The sequence below is a fragment of the Paraburkholderia sp. UCT70 genome, from assembly GCF_050434085.1.
GTDB classification, from domain to species: domain Bacteria; phylum Pseudomonadota; class Gammaproteobacteria; order Burkholderiales; family Burkholderiaceae; genus Paraburkholderia; species Paraburkholderia tuberum.
In genome coordinates this window covers 844,559-863,367 of record NZ_JBNPVZ010000002.1, presented here as the reverse complement: position 1 = coordinate 863,367, position 18,809 = coordinate 844,559, and the positions used below count along the sequence as shown (strand labels likewise).

The following is an 18,809-nucleotide window of genomic DNA, read 5'->3' as shown; positions in this document are numbered from 1 at the left end:
ATCTTGGCCAAGGTTTCTGCACGCCCAGGATCGACCTTGATGACCTCGTGTGGCCGCGAGCTGAGTCAGGCCCCGCCTTCGATATGCCGATTGCGAAGGTTATCGACTTTCTTGTCGAGCTGGGGCCGCGTTTGCATCTGGACGTCAATCCGCTGATGCAGGCCGCGCTCGAGTCAATGATCAAAGTGAGTCCGCTCGGGCGACGGATTCTCGAAAACTGCTATCGCGACATTCCCAATCTTTTCGCACGCGAGGTGATCGAGGACGAGTTGCGCGTAAGTCTTGGCGACGCGCGCCTCGTCGACGGTTGGGTGGCACGCACGCTGCGCGGGCGCCCGAGTCGTCTGCGCGCGTTTCCACCGCGCCTCGTACATGTGCTCGCCGGCAACTCGCCGATGGTGGCTGCCATGACGGTCATGCGCGCGGCGCTGACGAAAGGCGTCCACCTGCTCAAGCTGCCTTCGAACGATCTTTTCACGGCCACTGCGGTTCTGCGCACGATGGCCGACATCGACCCGGATCATCCCGTCACCCAGTCGTTTTCGGCTGCGTATTGGCGCGGTGGAGACGAAAATGTCGAGTCGATTCTTTATCGTCCGCAGTACTTCGACAAGATTGTCGTATGGGGCGGCGACAGCGCGGTCCGGCACGTAATGCGCTACGCCGGCCCCGGGCTCGAGCTGGTCGCGTTCGATCCGAAGGTATCTATCTCGCTGGTCGGCCGTGAAGCCTTTGCATCCGACGAGGTGCTGCGCGACGTCGCGCGTGCCGGCGCAGCCGATGTGCTGTCGTTCAACCAGGACGCGTGCAATGCGAGCCGGTATCAATTCATCGAAGGCGACGAAGACGACGCCGACCGCTACGCCGAGCAACTGGCGCAGGCACTCGGCCAGGACTTTCGCTATGGCGACGGCCAGGGCCCGCTGGTGCCCAGCGACATTCGCGAAGCGGTTGATGTGCTGCGTGAGATGGAGCCGCTCTACCGGGTGTTCGGCGGATACGACGGCAAGGGGCTCGTCATTCGCTCGGAAGAAATGGTCGATTTTCATCCCATTTGCAAGACCGTCAACGTCGTTCCCGTGGCAAGCCTGCGCGACGGTGCGCGCTATGCGACCGTCGCCACGCAAACGGTCGGCATCTATCCGCCGCACCGGGTCACAGAGGTGCGCGACGCGCTCGCGTGCGCTGGCGTCCAACGCATCGTGGCGCTGGGCGAGTCGATTTCAGATGGGGTTGGCGGCTATCCGCATGACGGCATGTTCCCGATCCATCGATTCATGAAATGGGTCTCGGAGGAATCGGGCCCGAATCCGGAGGAGACGCAATAATGCAAGCCCTTTCCACGCTGCTTCAACTCACGGATCTTCGAGACCCCTTCCGCAATGCGCCGGAAAGCCTCCATGCCGCGCAACTGCAAGCCGTGCGCGAGCGCTTCGCGCAGCGCCGGCAGCAGATTCGCATTCTCGACAAGCGAGCCAGCGAGGCCGGAGTGACGGAAGTGAAGAGCATGAGCGACGCCGTGCCATTGCTTTTTGCGGACTCCGTCTACAAGAGCTATCCCGATTCGTTCATCGAGCAGGGAAAATGGCGCCACCTCACGGCGTGGCTTCAAACGCTCACAACCCGCAGAATCGACGGACTCGACTATGGCACGATCGCCGATCTCGACGACTGGATCCATGCGCTGCGTCGAAACGGCCACTACGTGATGAGCTCGAGCGGAACCTCGGGCAAGCAGTCCTTCATTTACCAGAGCGAAGCCGACCGCGAACTCGGCTGGCGCCTCCTCTCCCAAGGCATTCGCTGGGCGGCGAGCGGCATGCGCGATCCGTCGCGTCGCTATCCCGTGTTCCTTCTGACGCCCTCCTCCGGCTCTTACACCGGAACGGAGCGCATGGCGAAATTCGCCGAATCGATTGCGATGCCGGGCGACCTTCATTACATGTCGGATGTACCGCAAAGCGCCGCGCACACCACGCGCATGGCGCGCATGCGACGGGCCATCGCGGACGGCACCGTGCTCCCGAGTGGAATCGAAGCCTTCCAGAACGAAAGTCGAGAACGCAGCGAACGCGTACAAGCCGATTTCCGGCAGTTCATCGACCAACTGCTCGAACGGCGTCACGAGCGCATGTTCATCATGGGCATGATGGGCATGCTTTATCAGATCGTCGCCACGGCACGCCAGCGTGGCATTCCCGACGCCGACTTTCACCCCGACACGATCATTAGCATCGGCGGCGGCAAGAAAGGTGCGAACCTGCCAGAAGATTTCCAGCAACAGTGCGAGCGCTTCTTCAACTTCAACGCGACCAACTTCAACGACGGCTACGGCATGGGCGAAGTATCGGGCTTTTGCCCGTGGTTTCACGAAGCGAAGGCGTGGGCGGTCCCGCCCTGGCTCGTCCCGCTGGTGCTCGACTCGACCGGCGAACAACTGCTTAATCCTGCGGACGGGAAAGGCATCGTCGAGGGACGGCTCGCCATGATCGACCTGCTCGCGGATGGGCGCTGGGGCGGCGTGATCAGCGGCGACAAGGTCACCGTGGAGTTCGGTCACGGCATCGACGGCGTACGCACGCCCATCATTCGCGACGTGGTGCGCTACAAGGATTTGCCCGGCGGCGACGACAAGCTGTCCTGCGCGGGAACGATCGACGCCTACGTCCGCGGAGAGATCGCCGACATGACCGAGGCCCGCACCGCCAACTAAATCGATGTTTGCTACTCATCTGAAGGCCAATCGACAATGACTGAAACACAGACAAGCCCAGCCGTGTGGTTCATTACCGGCGTTTCGTCCGGCTTCGGCCGTTCCCTTGCGCAGGCGGTCCTCGCCCGTGGCGACAAAGTGGTCGGGACCGTTCGGAATGACGCACAGATCACGCCGTTCGAAAATCTCGCACCCGGACGCGCGCACGGCGTGCTGCTTGACGTGACCGACGCGGCAGCGGTGCCTCGCGCCATCGAGCGCGCGGGCGCCATCGACGTACTCGTCAACAATGCCGGCTACGGTCTGTTCGGCGCATTCGAAGAGGTCTCCGACGCGGAAGCACGTCAGCTGTTCGATACCAACGTGTTTGGGACGGTCAACGTGATACGCGCCGTACTGCCTCATTTTCGCGAGCGCAACCGCGGTCATATCGTGAACTTCTCGTCGGTCGCGGGCGTGATCGGCATCGCGGGCTGCAGTTTCTATTGCGCTTCGAAGCATGCGATCGAAGGGCTTTCGGAATCGCTCGCTCGTGAACTGAGCCCGTTCGGGATTCGTGTGACCGTGGTCGAGCCGGGTGGCTTCCGCACCAATTTCGCAGGCGGATCGCTGAAGTGGAGCGAGGTCGAATCACCCGTCTATACGGAGACCGTGGGCAAGATGCGTCGTTACATGAGCAGCTACCACGGCACGCAAACGGGCGATCCGGCAAAGGCTGCCGACGCCATCGTGCGCGCGGTTTCCGCAGACGTCCCACCGCTGCGGCTACCGCTAGGTCCGGACGCCGTCGACATCGTTCGGAAGAAACTTTCGTCCGTGCAACACGACCTCGAAGCCTGGCTCGACGTGTCGAGTTCCACCAACTTCGACCACTGACGCCTGGCAACTCATAGCCCTGGAGACGACATGTCCGCTTTGGACCCGTTCTATGCAATGCTGCGCGGTGAAAGCGACCCGTTTCGCAATCACCCCGAGAACCTTCGCGAGCTTCAGCTCGCTGCCATGAAAGAGCGCTTCGCCGAGCGCCGTGAACAGATCAGGCTACTGCGTCGCAGAGCGGAAGATGTCGGCGTCAACGAGGTGACCCGCCATGAAGATATGGTGCCCCTGCTGTTCGCGCATCAGATCTACAAGAGCTACCCCGAGTCATTCATCGACAACGGCCGCTGGAAGCATCTTTCGGCATGGCTGCAAACGCTATCGAGCAAACGGGTAGCCGAAGTCGATCTGGACGGCGCGGGCAACGTCGACGCATGGATGGACCGTCTGCGCACAGCGGGACACCATGTTTTCAGCTCGAGCGGCACATCCGGCAAGTGCAGCTTCATCAGTCAGACGCAAGCCGATCTCGACAATGTCACCGAGTCGTGCGTGAAGCTGGGCGTCTACGGCAATGCAATGATCCGAAGAGATTTCGGCAAGCGCCCGGCTTTCCTCATGATGCCGCCTGCCGGCGCGCATCGGCATATCGAACCGGTACTGAACGCAGCGCGACGGCTCGGCGCGGAAACCACGCTGATGTTCGACGAACCGGTGCTCGCATCCGCAACGATTTCGATGGGCCGCATGCGCCGCGCAATCGCCGACGGCTCCGCGAAACCGAGCGAGGTCGCGGCGTTTCAGGAGCAGGCGGTGGCGCGCCAACGTCATACCGGCAAGATGATCGACCGGTTTCTCGACAAGCTAACCGCGCAGCGCGAAGTTCCGGTGCTCGTCCAGGGCAACTGGTCGTTGCACTGGACGCTCGTCGAGCGCGCCCGTCAGCGCGGCATCGCCGATGGCATCTGCCATCCGGATACGGTAATCACCACCGGTGGCGGCTTGAAGGGCACCTCGGCCCCCGCCGACTATCGGGAGCAAATCATCCGCTTCTACGGTATTCGTGCCGAGAATGTCCAGAACAGTTATGGCATGTCCGAGATGATCGGAACCGGCCCCTGGTCGGAAGTTGCGCAGGGTTATGCAATCTGCCCGTGGATCGTCCCGTTCGTCCTCGACAAGGCGGGAGAGCAACTGCTGAATCCTGCGGATGGACTGGGCGTCGTTGAGGGGCGCTTCGCGTTTTTCGACCTGCTGGCCGAAGGATACTGGGGTGGTTTCATCACCGGCGACAAGGTCGTGGCCGACTTTTCACCGGCGGGGAACACCGACGGCCTGCAAGGGCCGCTGGTCCGTCAAGTCGGCCGCTACGCCGATCTCGAAGAAGGCGAAGACAAGCTCTCGTGCGCCGGCACGATGGAGTCGTATGTACGTGGCATGATCAACGTTTGAACCCTGCTGCGCGCGGTCCGAGCCCCAGGGGGCGCCATTACTGGCGCCCCCTGGGGCTCATGAGTATACTGATCTCCTGATTCCGTCATCAAACACTCCCCGATGTACAAACCTATGTCAGTTCAGGCTCCCAACGGAGCCTCGCGGCTCGCTGCGGCGGACAAACCTCGAACGGCTGGCCGGCCCACCCACGACGATGCAGTTCAGTTGCGCGAGCGGCTGCTCGACGCCGCCAAATCCGTGTTCATCAGAGAAGGTTTCGGCGCCGCCAGGGTCGAGGAAATCGCATCGCTGGCTGGCGTCAGCAAAACGACCGTGTATCGCCAGTTCGGCACGAAAGAAGAGCTTTTTCGCTCCATCGTCTGGCGCGGGATGGCCGATCTGCGCGGCAAGATCTCGGAGCACCTGGAACCGGGCCGCGATTTTTCGACGAATCTGGCATCCCTTATCGATGCGCTTGTCGAACACATGGCAATACCGGACAGCATGCACACTTCACGCATGGTCATTGGCGAAGCGATTCGCTTTCCCGATGTCGCAAAGCAGTTTCTGCGGTTCGTGGTGACGATGCTGGAGCCGCTAACCGGCGTTCTGGAAGCCGCCGCGGTCAGCGGCGTAATCGCCATCGACGATCCCTCGAACGCGGCGCGCGATCTTCTCACACTGGTCACAGGCGCGCCCGAAGTGCACCTCGCGGTTCAGACCACCCGTTCCGAACGGAAACGCCGGGCTGAGCGGATTCATCGGCTTCTGTTGACCGCGTGGAGGTACCGTGCGGCACTGGATAAGGTTCGAGCCCGGTCAATGCCGTAACGTTCGCGCGGCCATCCAGGTCTCGCCGACGCACTAGTTGTCAATTTCACCCATCACCTGGAATTGCCCCGACGCCTGGGCGATGCATTTCGCATTCGCCCAGATCTGGCAGTCGGAGAAAATCACCCGCTTTCCCGAACGTAGAACGTCGACGTGTGCTTCCACCCAGTCGCCGGGCTCCGCGTTTCCCATGAAATTGACCGTCAAGCCCGTCGTCAACACCCTGACGGCCGGTTGACGCGAATACTTGCTCGCCCACGTGATGGCGGTGTCTGCCAGCATGCAAACAGCGCCCCCGTGCATCATCTGGCCAAGGTTGCGATGCGCTTCGCGAACGTACATGCCGACGACGTGTCCGCGTTCGCTCTTGCGAAAGTAGGTAGGTCCGAACATCCGATGGAAGGGACCGAACTCCGGCATCAATGCAAAGCCCTCCGGGATGAGCTTTGCGCCGCTCTCTTCGAGCGCGTCTACCGCCAATGAGTCTGCTTGCTCCAATGCAATCCTCCTGTTCAACGCCGCCTGCGAGACGGCGCCAATAGTGCTTTTTCATCGATAGAACATAGCGTATCATTATCCGCACACAAGTCAACTATGCGAATGACCAATGGATGCCACTTCGCTCTTTTCGCCTCTCACCGTGCGCGGGGTCACGCTTGCCAACCGTATCGTCATGTCACCCATGACTCGCGGCTTTTCGCCGAACGGATTGCCCGGTAGTGACGTCGCCGCCTACTACAAGCGGCGTGCGCAGGGCGAGACAGGCCTGATCATCACGGAAGGCGTCGGCGTCGATCACCCGGCGGCGCTCGGCGAAGCCGGACTCGGAGAAAATTCGATTCCAGTGCTCGCCGGAGAGGAATCAGTTGCCGCTTGGCGACGCGTGACGGACGAAGTTCACGCTAGCGGCGGAATCATCTTTCCTCAGTTGTGGCATATGGGACCCATGAAAGAGGCGAATACGGGCCCCTTCCCGGCCGCCTCGCCACTGCGCCCATCGGGACTGTGGGGACCGGAAGGACGAACGACATCGCTGAACGCAGGTTACATGGAGCGCGTCATGCCGCCAACCCGCCCCATGACCGATGCCGAGATCGCGGACGTCATTGCAGCCTATGGTCGAAGCGCGCGCTATGCGACGGCCGCCGGCTTCGATGGCATCGCGATTCACGGAGCTCACGGCTATCTGATCGACGCTTTTCTGTGGGCGGAAACCAATCAACGCACGGATCGATGGGGCAAGGATCTTACGGCGCGCAGCCGCTTTGCCGCCGAGGTTGTCCGTGCCATCCGCGAAGCGATCGGCGCGACGATGCCGATCACGTTCCGCTTCTCCCAGTGGAAGCAGCAGGATTTCCGCGCGCGTCTCGCCAACGACCCGCACGAACTCGAGCACATTCTCGCGCCACTCGCGGATGCTGGCGTCGACATCTTCGAGGCGAGCACCCGCTATTTCAACCGGGCGGAATTCGCGGGCTCAGAGATGAATCTCGCCGGTTGGGTGAAGAAGGTAACCGGCAAGCTTTCGATGACTGTTGGTGGGATCGGCATTAACAAGGGCTACTACGATTCAATGGCCGGGGCCGCGACAGCGGCGCAGCCCGACCTCACCGCCCTGCTCGATCGTTTCTCACGCAGCGAGTTCGATCTTGTTGGCGTGGGACGCTCGCTCCTACATGATCCGAACTGGGCGCGGCGCGCACGGCTTGGCGAGCCGTTCCTCGGGTTCAACAACGACTCGCTCGCACACCTCACCTGAAACGCGATTTGCAGTTGGCGCCGTTGACTCGGGCGTCAACTGCTATTTCCGGTTCGGGATCTTTACGTACGCCCGGTGACAGGAATCAAAGCACCGGTCACCCCCGACGCGGCGCCAGACGCGAGAAAGAGAATCACCTCGGCGATTTCTTCAGGCCGCACCCAGCGGGAAAAGTCAGCGTCGGGCATATCCTCGCGGTTCTGTGGCGTATCGATGACGCCTGGCAAGATAGCGTTGACGGTAATGGAACGGCCTTTGAGTTCTTCGGCCAGCGCCTCGGTCAAACGCATCACCCCCGACTTCGAGGCCGCATACGCTCCCATGCCCGCGCCCGCCTTCAGCGCAGCGCCGGCTCCAATATTGATGATGCGTCCGCCCTCCGCGCTGTCGGCAATATGGTCGAGTGCCGCTTTCGACGCAGTCGCCGCCGTGCGCACGTTCGTCCGGTACATCAGATCCCAGGTGTCGAGACTGCCGTCCGCCAGCGTTTCCCAGCGAAAGCCTCCCGCTACATTAACGATCGCATCGAGCTTGCCAAGCTGCTCGACGACCGCGGAGAGCGCCGAGCGCGCCGCATCGAGATCAGTCAGCTCGACGCCTCCTCGCCACCAGGAAGCGTGCAGTTGCTCCGCGCTCGCCTTCTCCGGCTCGAGCGCCTTGTCGATCAGCGCGACCTTCCAGCCGTTCTCAGCAAACACGCGACCAACCGTGCGCCCAAGCGTGCCGAATCCACCCGTTATCGCCACTACCCGTTGCATGTGCATCGCTCCCTCGCCGCGCCCGGCGCCGCGGGTATCGCTAGCGCCGGACACTGTAAAAGCTCAACGTCCCTTGAACACCGGCTCGCGTTTCTCGCGAAACGCGTTGACCGCCTCTTGATGATCTTCCGTCAGGTTCGACAGCGCCTCGTATGCAATCGACGCGTCGAGAATGGAATGCGCAAGTTGCTTCAGGCCGATGTTGATCGACGCCTTGGTCCACTGGATGGCGCGCGAAGCGCCGTTTGCGAGACGCTTCGCCATCGCGTCGACCACGGCATCCAGCTGGTCGGCCGGTACGGCATGATTGATGAGACCCAGTCGTGCCGCCTCTTCCGCGGTCACGAGATCCCCCGTCAACAGGTATTCCTTGGCCTTCGCATAGCCCACGAGCTGCGGCCAGATCACCGCGCCGCCATCGCCCGCCACGAAGCCGATTTTCACGTGCGGATCGCCAATCTTTGCATGATTGGCCGCGTAGCTCAGATCCGAGAACAGCGCGATCGTCGCGCCGAGACCAATTGCATGACCGTTGATCTTGGCGATGACCGGCTTCGGACAATCCAGCATCGAGAAGACAATTTTCTTTGCACGCTGCATGCCTTCGAGGAACAGCGTGGGGTTGTCGATGACCTGCTGCATATGCTCGATATCGCCGCCCGCGCTAAAAGCCCGCCCTGCGCCCGTCAACACCACGACACGGGTCTCAACGTCCTCGGCGACATCGAGAAAAAGCCGCGACATCTCAATGTCCATTTGCTCATCGAACGCGTTCAACGTTTCCGGGCGGTTGAGCGTAACGGTTAAGACGCCGCCTTCGCGTTCGAGCAATAGCGCCTTATAGTCCGAAATATTCATGGCTAACCTGTTCATAATGAAGAAATCGCGCGGGACGGACAGACCGTCTGCCGCCGTCGACCGGTGCAAGGCCGATCACACGTGCAGCGGAATGAACCGGCGGCCGTTGTCGTACATGATCTTGCCCGTGTCTTCTTCCGAGAGCCCATTGCATGCTTCCGACGCGAAGTCCTTCGGTTCGGGCACGCCTTCCGCGTGCGGATAGTCGGAGCCCATCAACAGGAAGTCCGACGATCCCGTTTGAGCGATGATCTGGACGATGTCGTCCTCCGGATACGCGACCACGAAGACATTTTCCTTGAAGATCTGGCTCGGGCGTTTCTTCAGCTGACCGCACGGCCAGTAGCCATTCTTCGCCATCCCCCGGCACTTGTCCATTTTGACGAGCAGCGAAGGCACCCACTCGGCACCGTTTTCGGCGCTGCACAGCTTGACCCGCGGGAAACGCTCGAAGAAATTGTAGAAGATGAACGACGACAGCGTTTCCATGACCGGCCGCTCGCCGTAACCGTGCATCCAGACAAAGGCGGTCTGACGCTGGCGCGACTGCTGCACGGGCTCGCCCCACACCGCCATATGATCCTTCATGTAGATCGCTTCCGACACATGGAAGGTGACTCGCACGCCCGCTTCGTTGAGGACCGACCAGAACGGATCGAAGTACGGATCCGCAGGTGCACGGCCATTGAACGGCCCCATCGGCATCAGGATCACCCGCACACCGTTCGCAACCAGCCACCTGGCCTCGGCGACAGCCGCATCGAGATCGTCGAGCGTGACGACCGGCGTCGTGTAGATGCGATCCTTGTAGTTGAAGCCCCAGTCGTCAAGCATCCACTGGTTATACGCATGCAACACCGCATTTGCCGCAACGGGCTCGTTGAGGTAGGAAATACACGCGACCATTTCGCCGATGTACATCGTGCAGGCTTCAACACCGAAATCGTCCATCTTCTTCAGGCGCGCGTCGCGGTTGAACATGTCTGGCGTCGGCGAAACCCGCATATCGACGTTATCCTTTCCATCCTTCATCGCGCGCAGCCATTCATGCAGCTTGCCCGGCGGCGGAACGTGTCCCCCGGCCGATGTGTATCCCTCGCTGATTTCCACCTTCCGGTCGCCCACATACATGCAGCGGTTGCCGTCTGCCGTGATGCGGCTGGTAAAAGACCAGTCCTTCCTGAACTTCTCGGGCAAATGACGGTTGAACGCGTCCTCGACTTCGTAGAAGTGCGTGTCGGCGTCGTAGATCTTCCCTTGATATGTTTGCATGAGCTCTCTCCTGATTGTGCGGAGCGCTGCTGAACGTGCGCGCCCTTGAGAGAAGTATCGGCTCAAGCCATCGACCAAAAAACTCTCATATCGAACTCGAAAACGTCGATATCGATTTGATATCGGGCGGTGGCCTCGCGATCCTTTTGTCCTTCATCGCAATCTTTGATAAACGACAATGCGAACGCCGTTCGTATATAAGTATAATCGAAACGAAGACGCACAACCGGAGACGTTTATGCAAGCCGAAGTACTCTCCCAGCCGGCACACCGAGCGCAACCCGTGGCGGGTCCTCCGCGCGGGTTCACGATGGCGATCCTGCTTGCCGCGGTAGCGGCCTCGTCCGGCATCACCGTCATCTACACCGTGCTGGTCACGCTCTACAAGGCTTTTCCTGCGTCGAACTCCGTGAGCTGGACCGTCACCGCGTACTGGCTCGGCTCGGCCGTCTTTGCCGCGGTGAGCGGGCGACTCGGCGACCTGTTGGGCTACCGCCGCATCCTGCTCGTGGTGATGTCGGTCGCTGCGGCGGGCGCAGTCGTGGCCGCATGCGCGACCGATGTCGGCATGCTCGTCGCGGGGTGTGCGATGCAATCAATCGCGGCAGGCATTACGCCACTCTCCATCGGTCTGGTTCGTGAGAATCTGCCACCCGCCAGGCTGCCTGCCGCGGTGGGGTTGATCAGCGCGGCAGGCATGGTGTCGGCGGGGCTGATCTACATCTGCGCGGGCGTTGTCGTGGATCACTATTCGTGGCAGGGCGGCTTCTGGTTCAAAGTCGCGCTTTGCATCGTGGCCGTCGCGGCGGTACGCGCGTGGGCACCGCCGTCGCCACCGAATCCCGGCGTACGGATCGACTACATTCGAGGTCTCGCGTTCGCTCCAGCACTTTGCGCCATCCTCTTCGCCGTGCAGCAAATCCGCACGTGGGGGCTCGGCGATCCGCGGCTGTGGGGCTTGATCGCTGGCGGGATGATCGTGCTCGGACTCTGGGCACGCCATCAACACGGGGCGCGTCATCCGCTCATCAATGTGCGTCTGCTGAAGACGCGCGAAGTCGTGTTGGCCAATGCATGCATGGCATTCCTCGCGGCAGGCGCCATGCAACTAGGACAGGTCTTCTCGCTGCTCGCCCAGCAACCTGCCGGCACGCACGCCGGATTCGGGTTGAGCGCGACGGCAGCCGGATTACTGATGTTCAGCATCAACATCGTCGCGCTGGTCGCGAGCCCGTGGAGCGGCCGGGTTGCGGCCCGCTACAAGGCCCGGCCCGCTGCCTTGATTGGCATGCTCATACTGGCCTTGGGCTGGGCCTCGCTGATCGTGCTTCATCGCAGCCTGCTGCTCTTTCTTCCAGGTGCGGTGCTGTGCTCGTTCGGCCTCGCCTTCGCAAGCACGGCGCTGTACAACCAGATCGTGGAGGCGACGCCTGCACATCAGACAGGCGAGGCAACGGGCATGCTCTACGTTTTCTTCTCGTGTTTCTTCGCGGTAGGTGCCCAGGCGGTATTTGCGCTGCTGCGCGGCGCGACGGCGGGACACGACGGTGCATCGTTTCCGGCCGATAGTGGCTATGTTTCGGTATTCGTCTACATCGCCTGCAGTTCGATCGCCGGACTGCTGGTCGCCTCCATGCTGCCGAAGCGTCGTACACACTGACGGTCGTTGCGACCGATCCGTTGCGCGCGGGTGCAACGCTTCTTCGACCGCACCGCGACCGCGGCGCATTGAAGCACCCGCTTCACTGCGCCGCCGACCGACTGGCGAGTCACTCCTCTTCTGCCTGACCCAACGCAGACGCCCGCTGTGCGACTCTGATCATGTTCTCTTCGAGCCGGTGACGTTCGCGGTCGAAGCGTTCGAGCGGCGCACCAATTGCCATCGCCGCGATGACCTTGCCATTCGGCCCGAAGATCGGCGACGACACGCCGGCCGAATCCGGCAGTAGTTCACCGCGACTCACCGACAGGCCGCTTTCGAGGATGTGATCGAGTTCGTCACGCAACGCCTTCTTCGTTGCGATCGTTTGCGGCGTGCGGCGCTCGAATTTGACCGTCTTCATGTAGTCGGTAACGAAAGCGTCCGGTGCATGGGCCAGCAGCACGCGGCCCGCAGCCGTGCAGTAGAGCGGGCGACGCAAGCCGATGTGCATTGAATAGCGCACCGATTGCTCGCTCTCGATCACGTCGACATAGGTGATCTCTTTGTGTTCGGCGTCAAGGACACCGACATACACGGTTTCATTGGTGCTCTTCGAGAGATCCACCAGGAATGGGTGCAGCACCTTCGAAAAATTCCACGAGGCCATCACGCCCGCCGACAACCGGAAGATCGACGGCCCCAGGCGATAGCGGCCTACGTCGTGCATCAAGTACCCTTCCGCCACCAGAGGTCGCAGCAGATTGAGCAGGCTGCTCTTCGGTGACTCGAGAGCGACATTCAGTTCTGCTAGCGACATCCCGTCCGGAGACTTCGCCAGCACATCGAAAATTCCGAGGAGTCGGGTCAGCGAGCGTGGCCCGCTCACGTCCCGATCCGCCGGCGCTGAGGTCTCTTTCAACATGATTTTCCCCATGAATTGACCGTATCGATTATACGGGAACTATTCACATAGTTTTACATCGATCGTAGTTTGGCACATCTTTGCACCCCCGAATTCGGGAATACGCCAGGGCGCTCTCTCACACAGCTTGCGATATATTTGAACGTCGTTCGAAAATCTGGAATGAAGAAGTATCGTCTTCCAGACCATTTACGCAATACGCTCGCGTGTCGAACAGCAACATCAACCTTCACTTCTGGATTTACTCATGTACACGAAAAAACTGGCAGAAAAGGTCGCCATCGTGACCGGAGGCGGGCAAGGCGTAGGACTCGGCATCGCCCTTGCGCTTGCCACCGAGGGGGCGAATCTGGTCCTCACTGGTCGCACGGAGGCCAAACTCACGCGGGCCGCTGAGGAATTGAGCGCCCTCGGTTCGCAAGTGCTGGTCGTGCCCGGTGATACGCGCAATCGTGCCGACGCCGTGCGGACAGTCGAGCTTGCCGTCGAGCGATTCGGACGTGTGGACGCACTCATCAACAATGCACAAAGCAGCAGCCCGGGGGTGCCGCTCGAGTCCGTTACCGACGATGACTGGAGCAACACGCTCGAATCGGGCTTGTACGGCACGCTGTATTTCATGCAGGCCGCATTGCCGCGGATGAAGTCGCAGGGCCGCGGCGCCATCATCAACTTCGGCTCGCGCACCGGCATCGAAGGCCTCAAGGGATTCGGCGCGTACGCCGCAACCAAGGAGGGCATTCGTGGGCTCTCGCGTGTTGCCGCGCGCGAATGGGGCGTCTACGGCATTACCGTCAACGTCATTTGCCCGGCAGCGCTCACGCCTGCCGCCGAAGCCTACCTCGAAGCCAATCCTCAGGAACGCACTCGCTATCTCTCTGAAATTGCGCTTGGCCGCTTCGGCGATCCTCAGCGCGATATTGGACGAACAGTTGCATTTCTATGTAGTGACGACGCTAATTTCATAACCGGGCAGACTATCAGCGTGGACGGCGGACAGTCAATGCTTTAGTGCGTCTTTTTGAACACGGTGCAATATATGAAACGTCCAGTTGCATTATCGCGAGCCTCGATCCGAGGAGTGAGCTTCCCGCCGGGCGCGTACCACGAAGCTTGAAGAGCGATCAGTTGTTTCTCCTCTCACACACTTCGCGAGAGCGTGTGGAGTTTGGCCTTGGCTACGGGATACCGAGCCAAGGCGTTTTTTCGCCGTTACCTTTGGGACTCGATCGCGTCTGTTGAGAAATTTCTTAAAACCATTCCGACGTGAAGAACGGCAAGTGGACGTCCATCCAGTCGAACTCGCTGCGGCAGTTCGCCCAAGCCCAATGAGGTGACTTTCCGCTGCGCACGGGCGTGTCCGAACGTTGATGCGGACGCGAGATATTCGGGGCGTCCCTACCGGAGTGGATACACCCCACTTCTACGTGGTCTGTACATACGATACGGCTGTTGCTTCTCTCAGTCGTCATGACTCCCCTTAGCTGCAACTTTTCACCATCTCCTCGATCACCTTCTTCGCGTCGCCGAACACCATCATCGTCTTGTCCATGTAGAACAGGTCGTTGTCGAGCCCGGCGTAGCCCGCCGCCATCGAGCGCTTGTTGACGATCACGGTGCGCGCCTTGTACGCCTCGATGATCGGCATGCCCGCGATCGGCGACTTCGGATCGTTCTTCGCGGCCGGATTCACCACGTCGTTCGCGCCGAGCACCAGCACCACGTCGGTCTGGCCGAACTCGCTGTTGATGTCCTCCATCTCGTAGACCATGTCGTACGGCACTTCAGCCTCGGCGAGCAGCACGTTCATGTGGCCCGGCATGCGGCCGGCCACGGGGTGAATTGCATAACGCACGTCCACGCCCCTTTCGACCAGTTTGTCCGTCAGCTCTTTCAAAGCATGCTGCGCGCGCGCCACCGCCAGCCCGTAGCCCGGCACGATCACGACCGTTTCCGCATTGCCGAGCATGAACGCGGCATCATCGGCCGAACCCGGCTTCACCGGACGCTGCTCCTGTCCACCAGCCGCCGCGGCCGCGCCCGGCTCGTTGCCGAAGCCGCCGAGGATCACGTTGAAGAACGAGCGGTTCATCGCGTGGCACATGATGTACGACAGAATCGCGCCGGAAGAGCCCACGAGCGAGCCCGCAATGATCAGCATGGCGTTGTTCAGCGAGAAGCCGATGCCCGCCGCCGCCCAGCCCGAGTACGAGTTCAGCATCGAGACGACCACCGGCATGTCCGCGCCGCCGATCGGGATGATGATCAGCACGCCCAGCGCGAACGCGATCAGCGTCATGATGATGAACGGCGGCCACGACTGCGTGAGGAAGAACAGGATGCCGAAGCCGATCATGCCGAGCGCGAGCATCAGATTGATCAAGTGCTGGCCGGGGTAGACCACCGGCGCGCCCTGAAACAGGCGGAACCTGTACTTGCCGGAGAGCTTGCCGAACGCGATCACCGAACCGCTGAACGTGATCGCCCCCACGAAAGTGCCGATGAACAGCTCGATACGGTTGCCGTACGGCAGGAAGCCCGGATACGGCGCGTCTGCTGCAACGAGCCCGAACGCCGCGGGCTCGGAAACTACCGCGTACGCAATGCACACCGCGGCAAGACCGATCAGCGAATGCATGGCCGCGACGAGTTCGGGCATCTTCGTCATCTCGACGCGCGCGGCGACATAGGCGCCCAGACCGCCGCCGACCACGAGCGCCGCGAACAGTAACGCAAGTCCAAGCCCGAGGTTCGAGCCAAACTGACCGGACTCTTTCACGATCAGCATGAGGGTGGTGAGAATGGCGATAACCATGCCGACCATGCCGAACACGTTGCCGGCGCGCGCGCTCTTCGGATTCGATAGCCCCTTGAGCGCCTGGATGAAGCAGACCGACGCGACCAGATAAAGCAGCGTAACGACGTTCAGGCTCATTTACGCGCCCTCCTTGCCGGTGAGCTTCTTCGGCTCCTTCTTGCGGAACATCTCCAGCATCCGCCGGGTGACCAGGAAACCGCCGAACACGTTGACGGCCGCGAGCAGCACGGCGAACGTGCCGAAGAACTTGCCCGCGCCGCCCACGGTCAGGCCCGTGGCGAGCATCGCACCGACGATCACGATCGCCGAGATCGCATTGGTCACGGCCATCAGCGGTGTATGCAGCGCCGGCGTGACATTCCAGACCACGTGATAGCCCACGTACACGGCCAGCACGAAAATGATCAGGTTGATCACCGTATGGTTGATGACTTCCATTCCTGTTTTTCTCCTCGTCATGCCTTGCGCGTGACCTGGCCATCGCGGGCCAGCAGCGTGGCCGCGACGATGTCGTCCGCGAGATCGATGTTCAGCGTGCCTTCCTTCGTGACGATCAGCTTCAGGAAGTCGAATAGATTGCGCGCGTAGAGCGCGGAAGCGTCGGCGGCGACCATCGAGGCAAGGTTCGTGTAGCCGCAGATCTGCACCCCATGATGCGTCACAACCTTGTCGGCCTCGCTGAGCGGGCAGTTGCCGCCGCGCCGGCCCGTGGCCTGCTCGGCGACCGGACCGCGTCCTGCCGCGAGGTCGATCACGACCGAGCCAGGCTTCATCGCCTGCACGGTTTCGGAAGGCAGCAGCGTCGGCGCGTCGCGGCCCGGAATCAGCGCGGTCGAGATGACGATGTCGGCCTGCTTCGCGCGCTCGTGCACCAGCGCCGACTGGCGCGCGAGCCACGATGGCGGCATCGGGCGAGCGTAGCCGCCCACGCCTTTGGCTGCCTCGCGTTCCTCATCGCTTTCGTAGGGCACGTCGAGAAATTTCCCGCCGAGCGACTCGATCTGCTCCTTGACCGCAGGGCGGACATCGGAAGCTTCGATCACCGCGCCCAGGCGCCGCGCCGTGGCGATGGCCTGCAGGCCCGCCACGCCCGCGCCAAGAATCAGCATACGCGCGGCCTTCACGGTGCCGGCGGCGGTCATCAGCATCGGCATGAAGCGCGGATAGAGGTTCGCGGCCACGAGCACCGCCTTGTAACCGGCGATGTTGGCCTGCGAGGACAGCACATCGAGGCTCTGCGCGCGCGTGGTGCGCGGCGCGGCCTCTAGCGCGAACGCAGTCACGCCCGCTTCGGCTAGTCTGACGGCGTTCTCCGCATTAAAGGGGTCGAGCATGCCGACGAGCACCGCGCCGCGTTTCATGAGCGGCAATTCGCTCATCGTTGGCGACTGAACCTTGAGCACGAGCTCCGTGCCAAAGGCTTCAGCCGCATTGGCGAGTTGCGCGCCCACGGCGGTGTACGCGTCGTCGGGATAGCTCGCGCCGGCGCCCGCGCCGGCCTGGATCGTCACCCTGTGGCCCTGGGCGACGTATTTCTTGACTGTCTCGGGCGTCGCGGCCACACGGCTTTCGTTCGCCCGCGTTTCCGCGGGTATTCCGATGTGCATCAAAGAACCTCTGATTACATAAGCGTGATACGAAAATACCGACGAGGCCGCTACGGGATGCGGCAATCATTCAACCGTCGAACGAAAAGCGCGTCCAGCCAGGTTGCGCGTCGCAGGCTTTGCCCTTTCTATAGAATTTTCTTTTCGCGCAGGATATCGATATCCGACTGCGACATACTCAGCACATTACGCAGCACGTCGTCCGTATGTTGTCCGAGCATCGGCGGCGCCCCGTACGAATCGATAGGCGTGCCCGACATCTTGACCGGGTTGGCGACCATCCGAACCGCCTTATCCGTGAGCGGGTGCGCAACTTCGACGCACATCGCGCGTGCCTGCACATGCGGATCTGCGAACACCTGCTCCAGATTGTTGATCGGTCCGGCCGGCACCCCGGCGGCGTCGAGTGCTGCGAGTAGTTCATCGCTCCGCCATTGAAGGATCAGCGGCTCGAATACTTCGCCCAGCGCGCGACGATTCTTCACGCGCAGCGCAATCTCGCTGAATCGTGGATCGCTAGCGAGCTCGGGGTGCCCCAGAACGTTACACAATCGCGCGTATTGCTCGTTGTTGCCCGCCACGATCATGATGTCGCGATCGGCGCAGCGGAACATGCGGGACGGCATACCACCGTTACCCTCGGTACCGCGCCGGACGGGAATCTGGCCGGAAACGAGATACTGGCTTGCATAGTGCGATGTGGCAGCAATCATCGCGTCCAGCAATGCAAGGTCGATGTACTGTCCCTGCCCGGTGCCGCCTTGCGCCGCGTCGCGATGATAAAGCGCTGCGATGATCGCCGAAGCGGCGTACTGACCACACAGGATGTCCGCAAGACTGGGCCCGGTTTTCATTGGCCCGCCGCCCGGCACGTCGTCGCCGTTTCCGGTCACGCTCATCAGGCCACCCATCGCCTGGAAAATCGAGTCGTAGCCGGGGCGCGGGCTATACGGTCCGGTCTGACCGAATCCGGTTATCGAACAGTAGATCAGGTGCGGATTGACCAGCTTGAGGCTGTCGTAGTCGAGCCCGTAACGCTTGAGGTCGCCAACCTTATAGTTCTCGAGCAACACGTCGCAGTGCGCCGCCAACGAGCGGATCAGCGCCTGGCCTTCGGCCGTGGAGATATCGCACGTGATCGACTTCTTGCCTCGGTTCGCGCTGATAAAAAACGTCGACTCGCGCGTGGCCTTTCCCTCCCGATCCATCAGGAACGGGGGGCCGAATTGCCGCGAATCGTCGCCCTTGCCCGGACGCTCGACCTTGATGACCTCCGCGCCGAGATCCGCCAGCATCTGAGCCCCCCAAGGCCCCGCGAGAATACGGCTCAGGTCGAGTACGCGAACACCCGCCAACGCGCCTTTTGTCATAGCAAA

General features: G+C 61.6%; 17 protein-coding genes. 8 read left to right on the top strand and 9 right to left on the bottom strand.

Translation table 11 applies throughout. The features are described from left to right. Nucleotides 1-83: 83 nt before the first annotated feature. From OKW41_RS06235 to OKW41_RS06215, 5 genes are all read left to right on the top strand, one after another. The gene (locus OKW41_RS06235) at nucleotides 84-1,328 is read left to right on the top strand and encodes an acyl-CoA reductase (RefSeq protein WP_429571890.1); all 1,245 of its coding nucleotides are present in this window, start codon (nucleotides 84-86) and stop codon (nucleotides 1,326-1,328) included. Then, a complete protein-coding gene (locus tag OKW41_RS06230) occupies nucleotides 1,328-2,713 on the top strand; it encodes a hypothetical protein (RefSeq protein WP_429571889.1) in 1,386 nt (461 codons plus the stop codon). Before OKW41_RS06235 ends, OKW41_RS06230 begins: the two co-directional genes overlap by 1 nt. Nucleotides 2,714-2,749: 36 nt before the next feature. After that, on the top strand, nucleotides 2,750-3,589 hold the full coding sequence (locus OKW41_RS06225; RefSeq protein WP_429571888.1) for an oxidoreductase: 840 nt from the start codon (nucleotides 2,750-2,752) through the stop codon (nucleotides 3,587-3,589). A gap of 30 nt (nucleotides 3,590-3,619) precedes the next feature. Next, nucleotides 3,620-4,984 carry a hypothetical protein gene (locus tag OKW41_RS06220; protein WP_429571887.1) on the top strand — a complete coding sequence of 455 codons (1,365 nt, stop codon included), beginning with the start codon at nucleotides 3,620-3,622 and terminating at the stop codon, nucleotides 4,982-4,984. A gap of 207 nt (nucleotides 4,985-5,191) precedes the next feature. Then, nucleotides 5,192-5,797 carry a TetR/AcrR family transcriptional regulator gene (locus OKW41_RS06215; protein ID WP_429571886.1) on the top strand — a complete coding sequence of 202 codons (606 nt, stop codon included), beginning with the start codon at nucleotides 5,192-5,194 and terminating at the stop codon, nucleotides 5,795-5,797. Nucleotides 5,798-5,830: 33 nt separating this feature from the next. On the opposite strand, the gene OKW41_RS06210 is transcribed toward OKW41_RS06215, so the two are convergent. Then, on the bottom strand, nucleotides 5,831-6,295 hold the full coding sequence (locus tag OKW41_RS06210; RefSeq protein ID WP_429445495.1) for a PaaI family thioesterase: 465 nt from the start codon (nucleotides 6,293-6,295) through the stop codon (nucleotides 5,831-5,833). 109 nt (nucleotides 6,296-6,404) lie between these two features. Between OKW41_RS06210 and OKW41_RS06205 the strand changes: the two genes are divergently transcribed. Further along, nucleotides 6,405-7,556 carry an NADH:flavin oxidoreductase gene (locus tag OKW41_RS06205; RefSeq protein ID WP_429445492.1) on the top strand — a complete coding sequence of 384 codons (1,152 nt, stop codon included), beginning with the start codon at nucleotides 6,405-6,407 and terminating at the stop codon, nucleotides 7,554-7,556. A gap of 62 nt (nucleotides 7,557-7,618) precedes the next feature. On the opposite strand, the gene OKW41_RS06200 is transcribed toward OKW41_RS06205, so the two are convergent. The 3 genes from OKW41_RS06200 to OKW41_RS06190 all read right to left on the bottom strand — a co-directional run bounded on the left by OKW41_RS06200 (nucleotide 7,619) and on the right by OKW41_RS06190 (nucleotide 10,444). Beyond that, nucleotides 7,619-8,314 (bottom strand): SDR family NAD(P)-dependent oxidoreductase, encoded by a 696-nt coding sequence (locus tag OKW41_RS06200; RefSeq protein ID WP_429571885.1) that lies wholly within the window; start codon nucleotides 8,312-8,314, stop codon nucleotides 7,619-7,621. A 63-nt stretch (nucleotides 8,315-8,377) separates the two neighbouring features. Next, nucleotides 8,378-9,172, bottom strand: a complete 795-nt coding sequence (locus OKW41_RS06195) for an enoyl-CoA hydratase/isomerase family protein (protein ID WP_429445488.1) — start codon at nucleotides 9,170-9,172, stop codon at nucleotides 8,378-8,380. Between the two features lie 75 nt (nucleotides 9,173-9,247). Then, the gene (locus OKW41_RS06190; RefSeq protein ID WP_429571884.1) at nucleotides 9,248-10,444 is read right to left on the bottom strand and encodes an amidohydrolase family protein; all 1,197 of its coding nucleotides are present in this window, start codon (nucleotides 10,442-10,444) and stop codon (nucleotides 9,248-9,250) included. A 238-nt stretch (nucleotides 10,445-10,682) separates the two neighbouring features. Here OKW41_RS06190 and OKW41_RS06185 point away from each other — a divergent pair, with 238 nt between their 5' ends. Continuing rightward, nucleotides 10,683-12,104, top strand: coding sequence for an MFS transporter (locus OKW41_RS06185; protein ID WP_429571883.1), 1,422 nt, complete (start codon nucleotides 10,683-10,685; stop codon nucleotides 12,102-12,104). Nucleotides 12,105-12,213: 109 nt separating this feature from the next. Here OKW41_RS06185 and OKW41_RS06180 read toward each other — a convergent pair whose 3' ends face one another. Then, entirely contained in the window at nucleotides 12,214-13,008 is a 795-nt protein-coding gene (locus tag OKW41_RS06180; RefSeq protein WP_429445482.1) for an IclR family transcriptional regulator, read from the bottom strand. Between the two features lie 247 nt (nucleotides 13,009-13,255). Between OKW41_RS06180 and OKW41_RS06175 the strand changes: the two genes are divergently transcribed. Then, the gene (locus tag OKW41_RS06175; protein ID WP_429571882.1) at nucleotides 13,256-14,020 is read left to right on the top strand and encodes an SDR family NAD(P)-dependent oxidoreductase; all 765 of its coding nucleotides are present in this window, start codon (nucleotides 13,256-13,258) and stop codon (nucleotides 14,018-14,020) included. A gap of 468 nt (nucleotides 14,021-14,488) precedes the next feature. Here OKW41_RS06175 and OKW41_RS06170 read toward each other — a convergent pair whose 3' ends face one another. From OKW41_RS06170 to OKW41_RS06155, 4 genes are all read right to left on the bottom strand, one after another. Continuing rightward, nucleotides 14,489-15,943: an NAD(P)(+) transhydrogenase (Re/Si-specific) subunit beta gene (locus OKW41_RS06170; protein WP_429571881.1), complete on the bottom strand. Its 1,455-nt coding sequence runs from the start codon at nucleotides 15,941-15,943 to the stop codon at nucleotides 14,489-14,491. Then, nucleotides 15,944-16,264, bottom strand: a complete 321-nt coding sequence (locus tag OKW41_RS06165) for an NAD(P) transhydrogenase subunit alpha (RefSeq protein WP_018436118.1) — start codon at nucleotides 16,262-16,264, stop codon at nucleotides 15,944-15,946. Between the two features lie 17 nt (nucleotides 16,265-16,281). Beyond that, nucleotides 16,282-17,433, bottom strand: coding sequence for a Re/Si-specific NAD(P)(+) transhydrogenase subunit alpha (locus OKW41_RS06160; RefSeq protein WP_429571880.1), 1,152 nt, complete (start codon nucleotides 17,431-17,433; stop codon nucleotides 16,282-16,284). 128 nt (nucleotides 17,434-17,561) lie between these two features. Then, a complete protein-coding gene (locus tag OKW41_RS06155; protein ID WP_429571879.1) occupies nucleotides 17,562-18,803 on the bottom strand; it encodes a CaiB/BaiF CoA transferase family protein in 1,242 nt (413 codons plus the stop codon). Nucleotides 18,804-18,809: the final 6 nt, after the last annotated feature.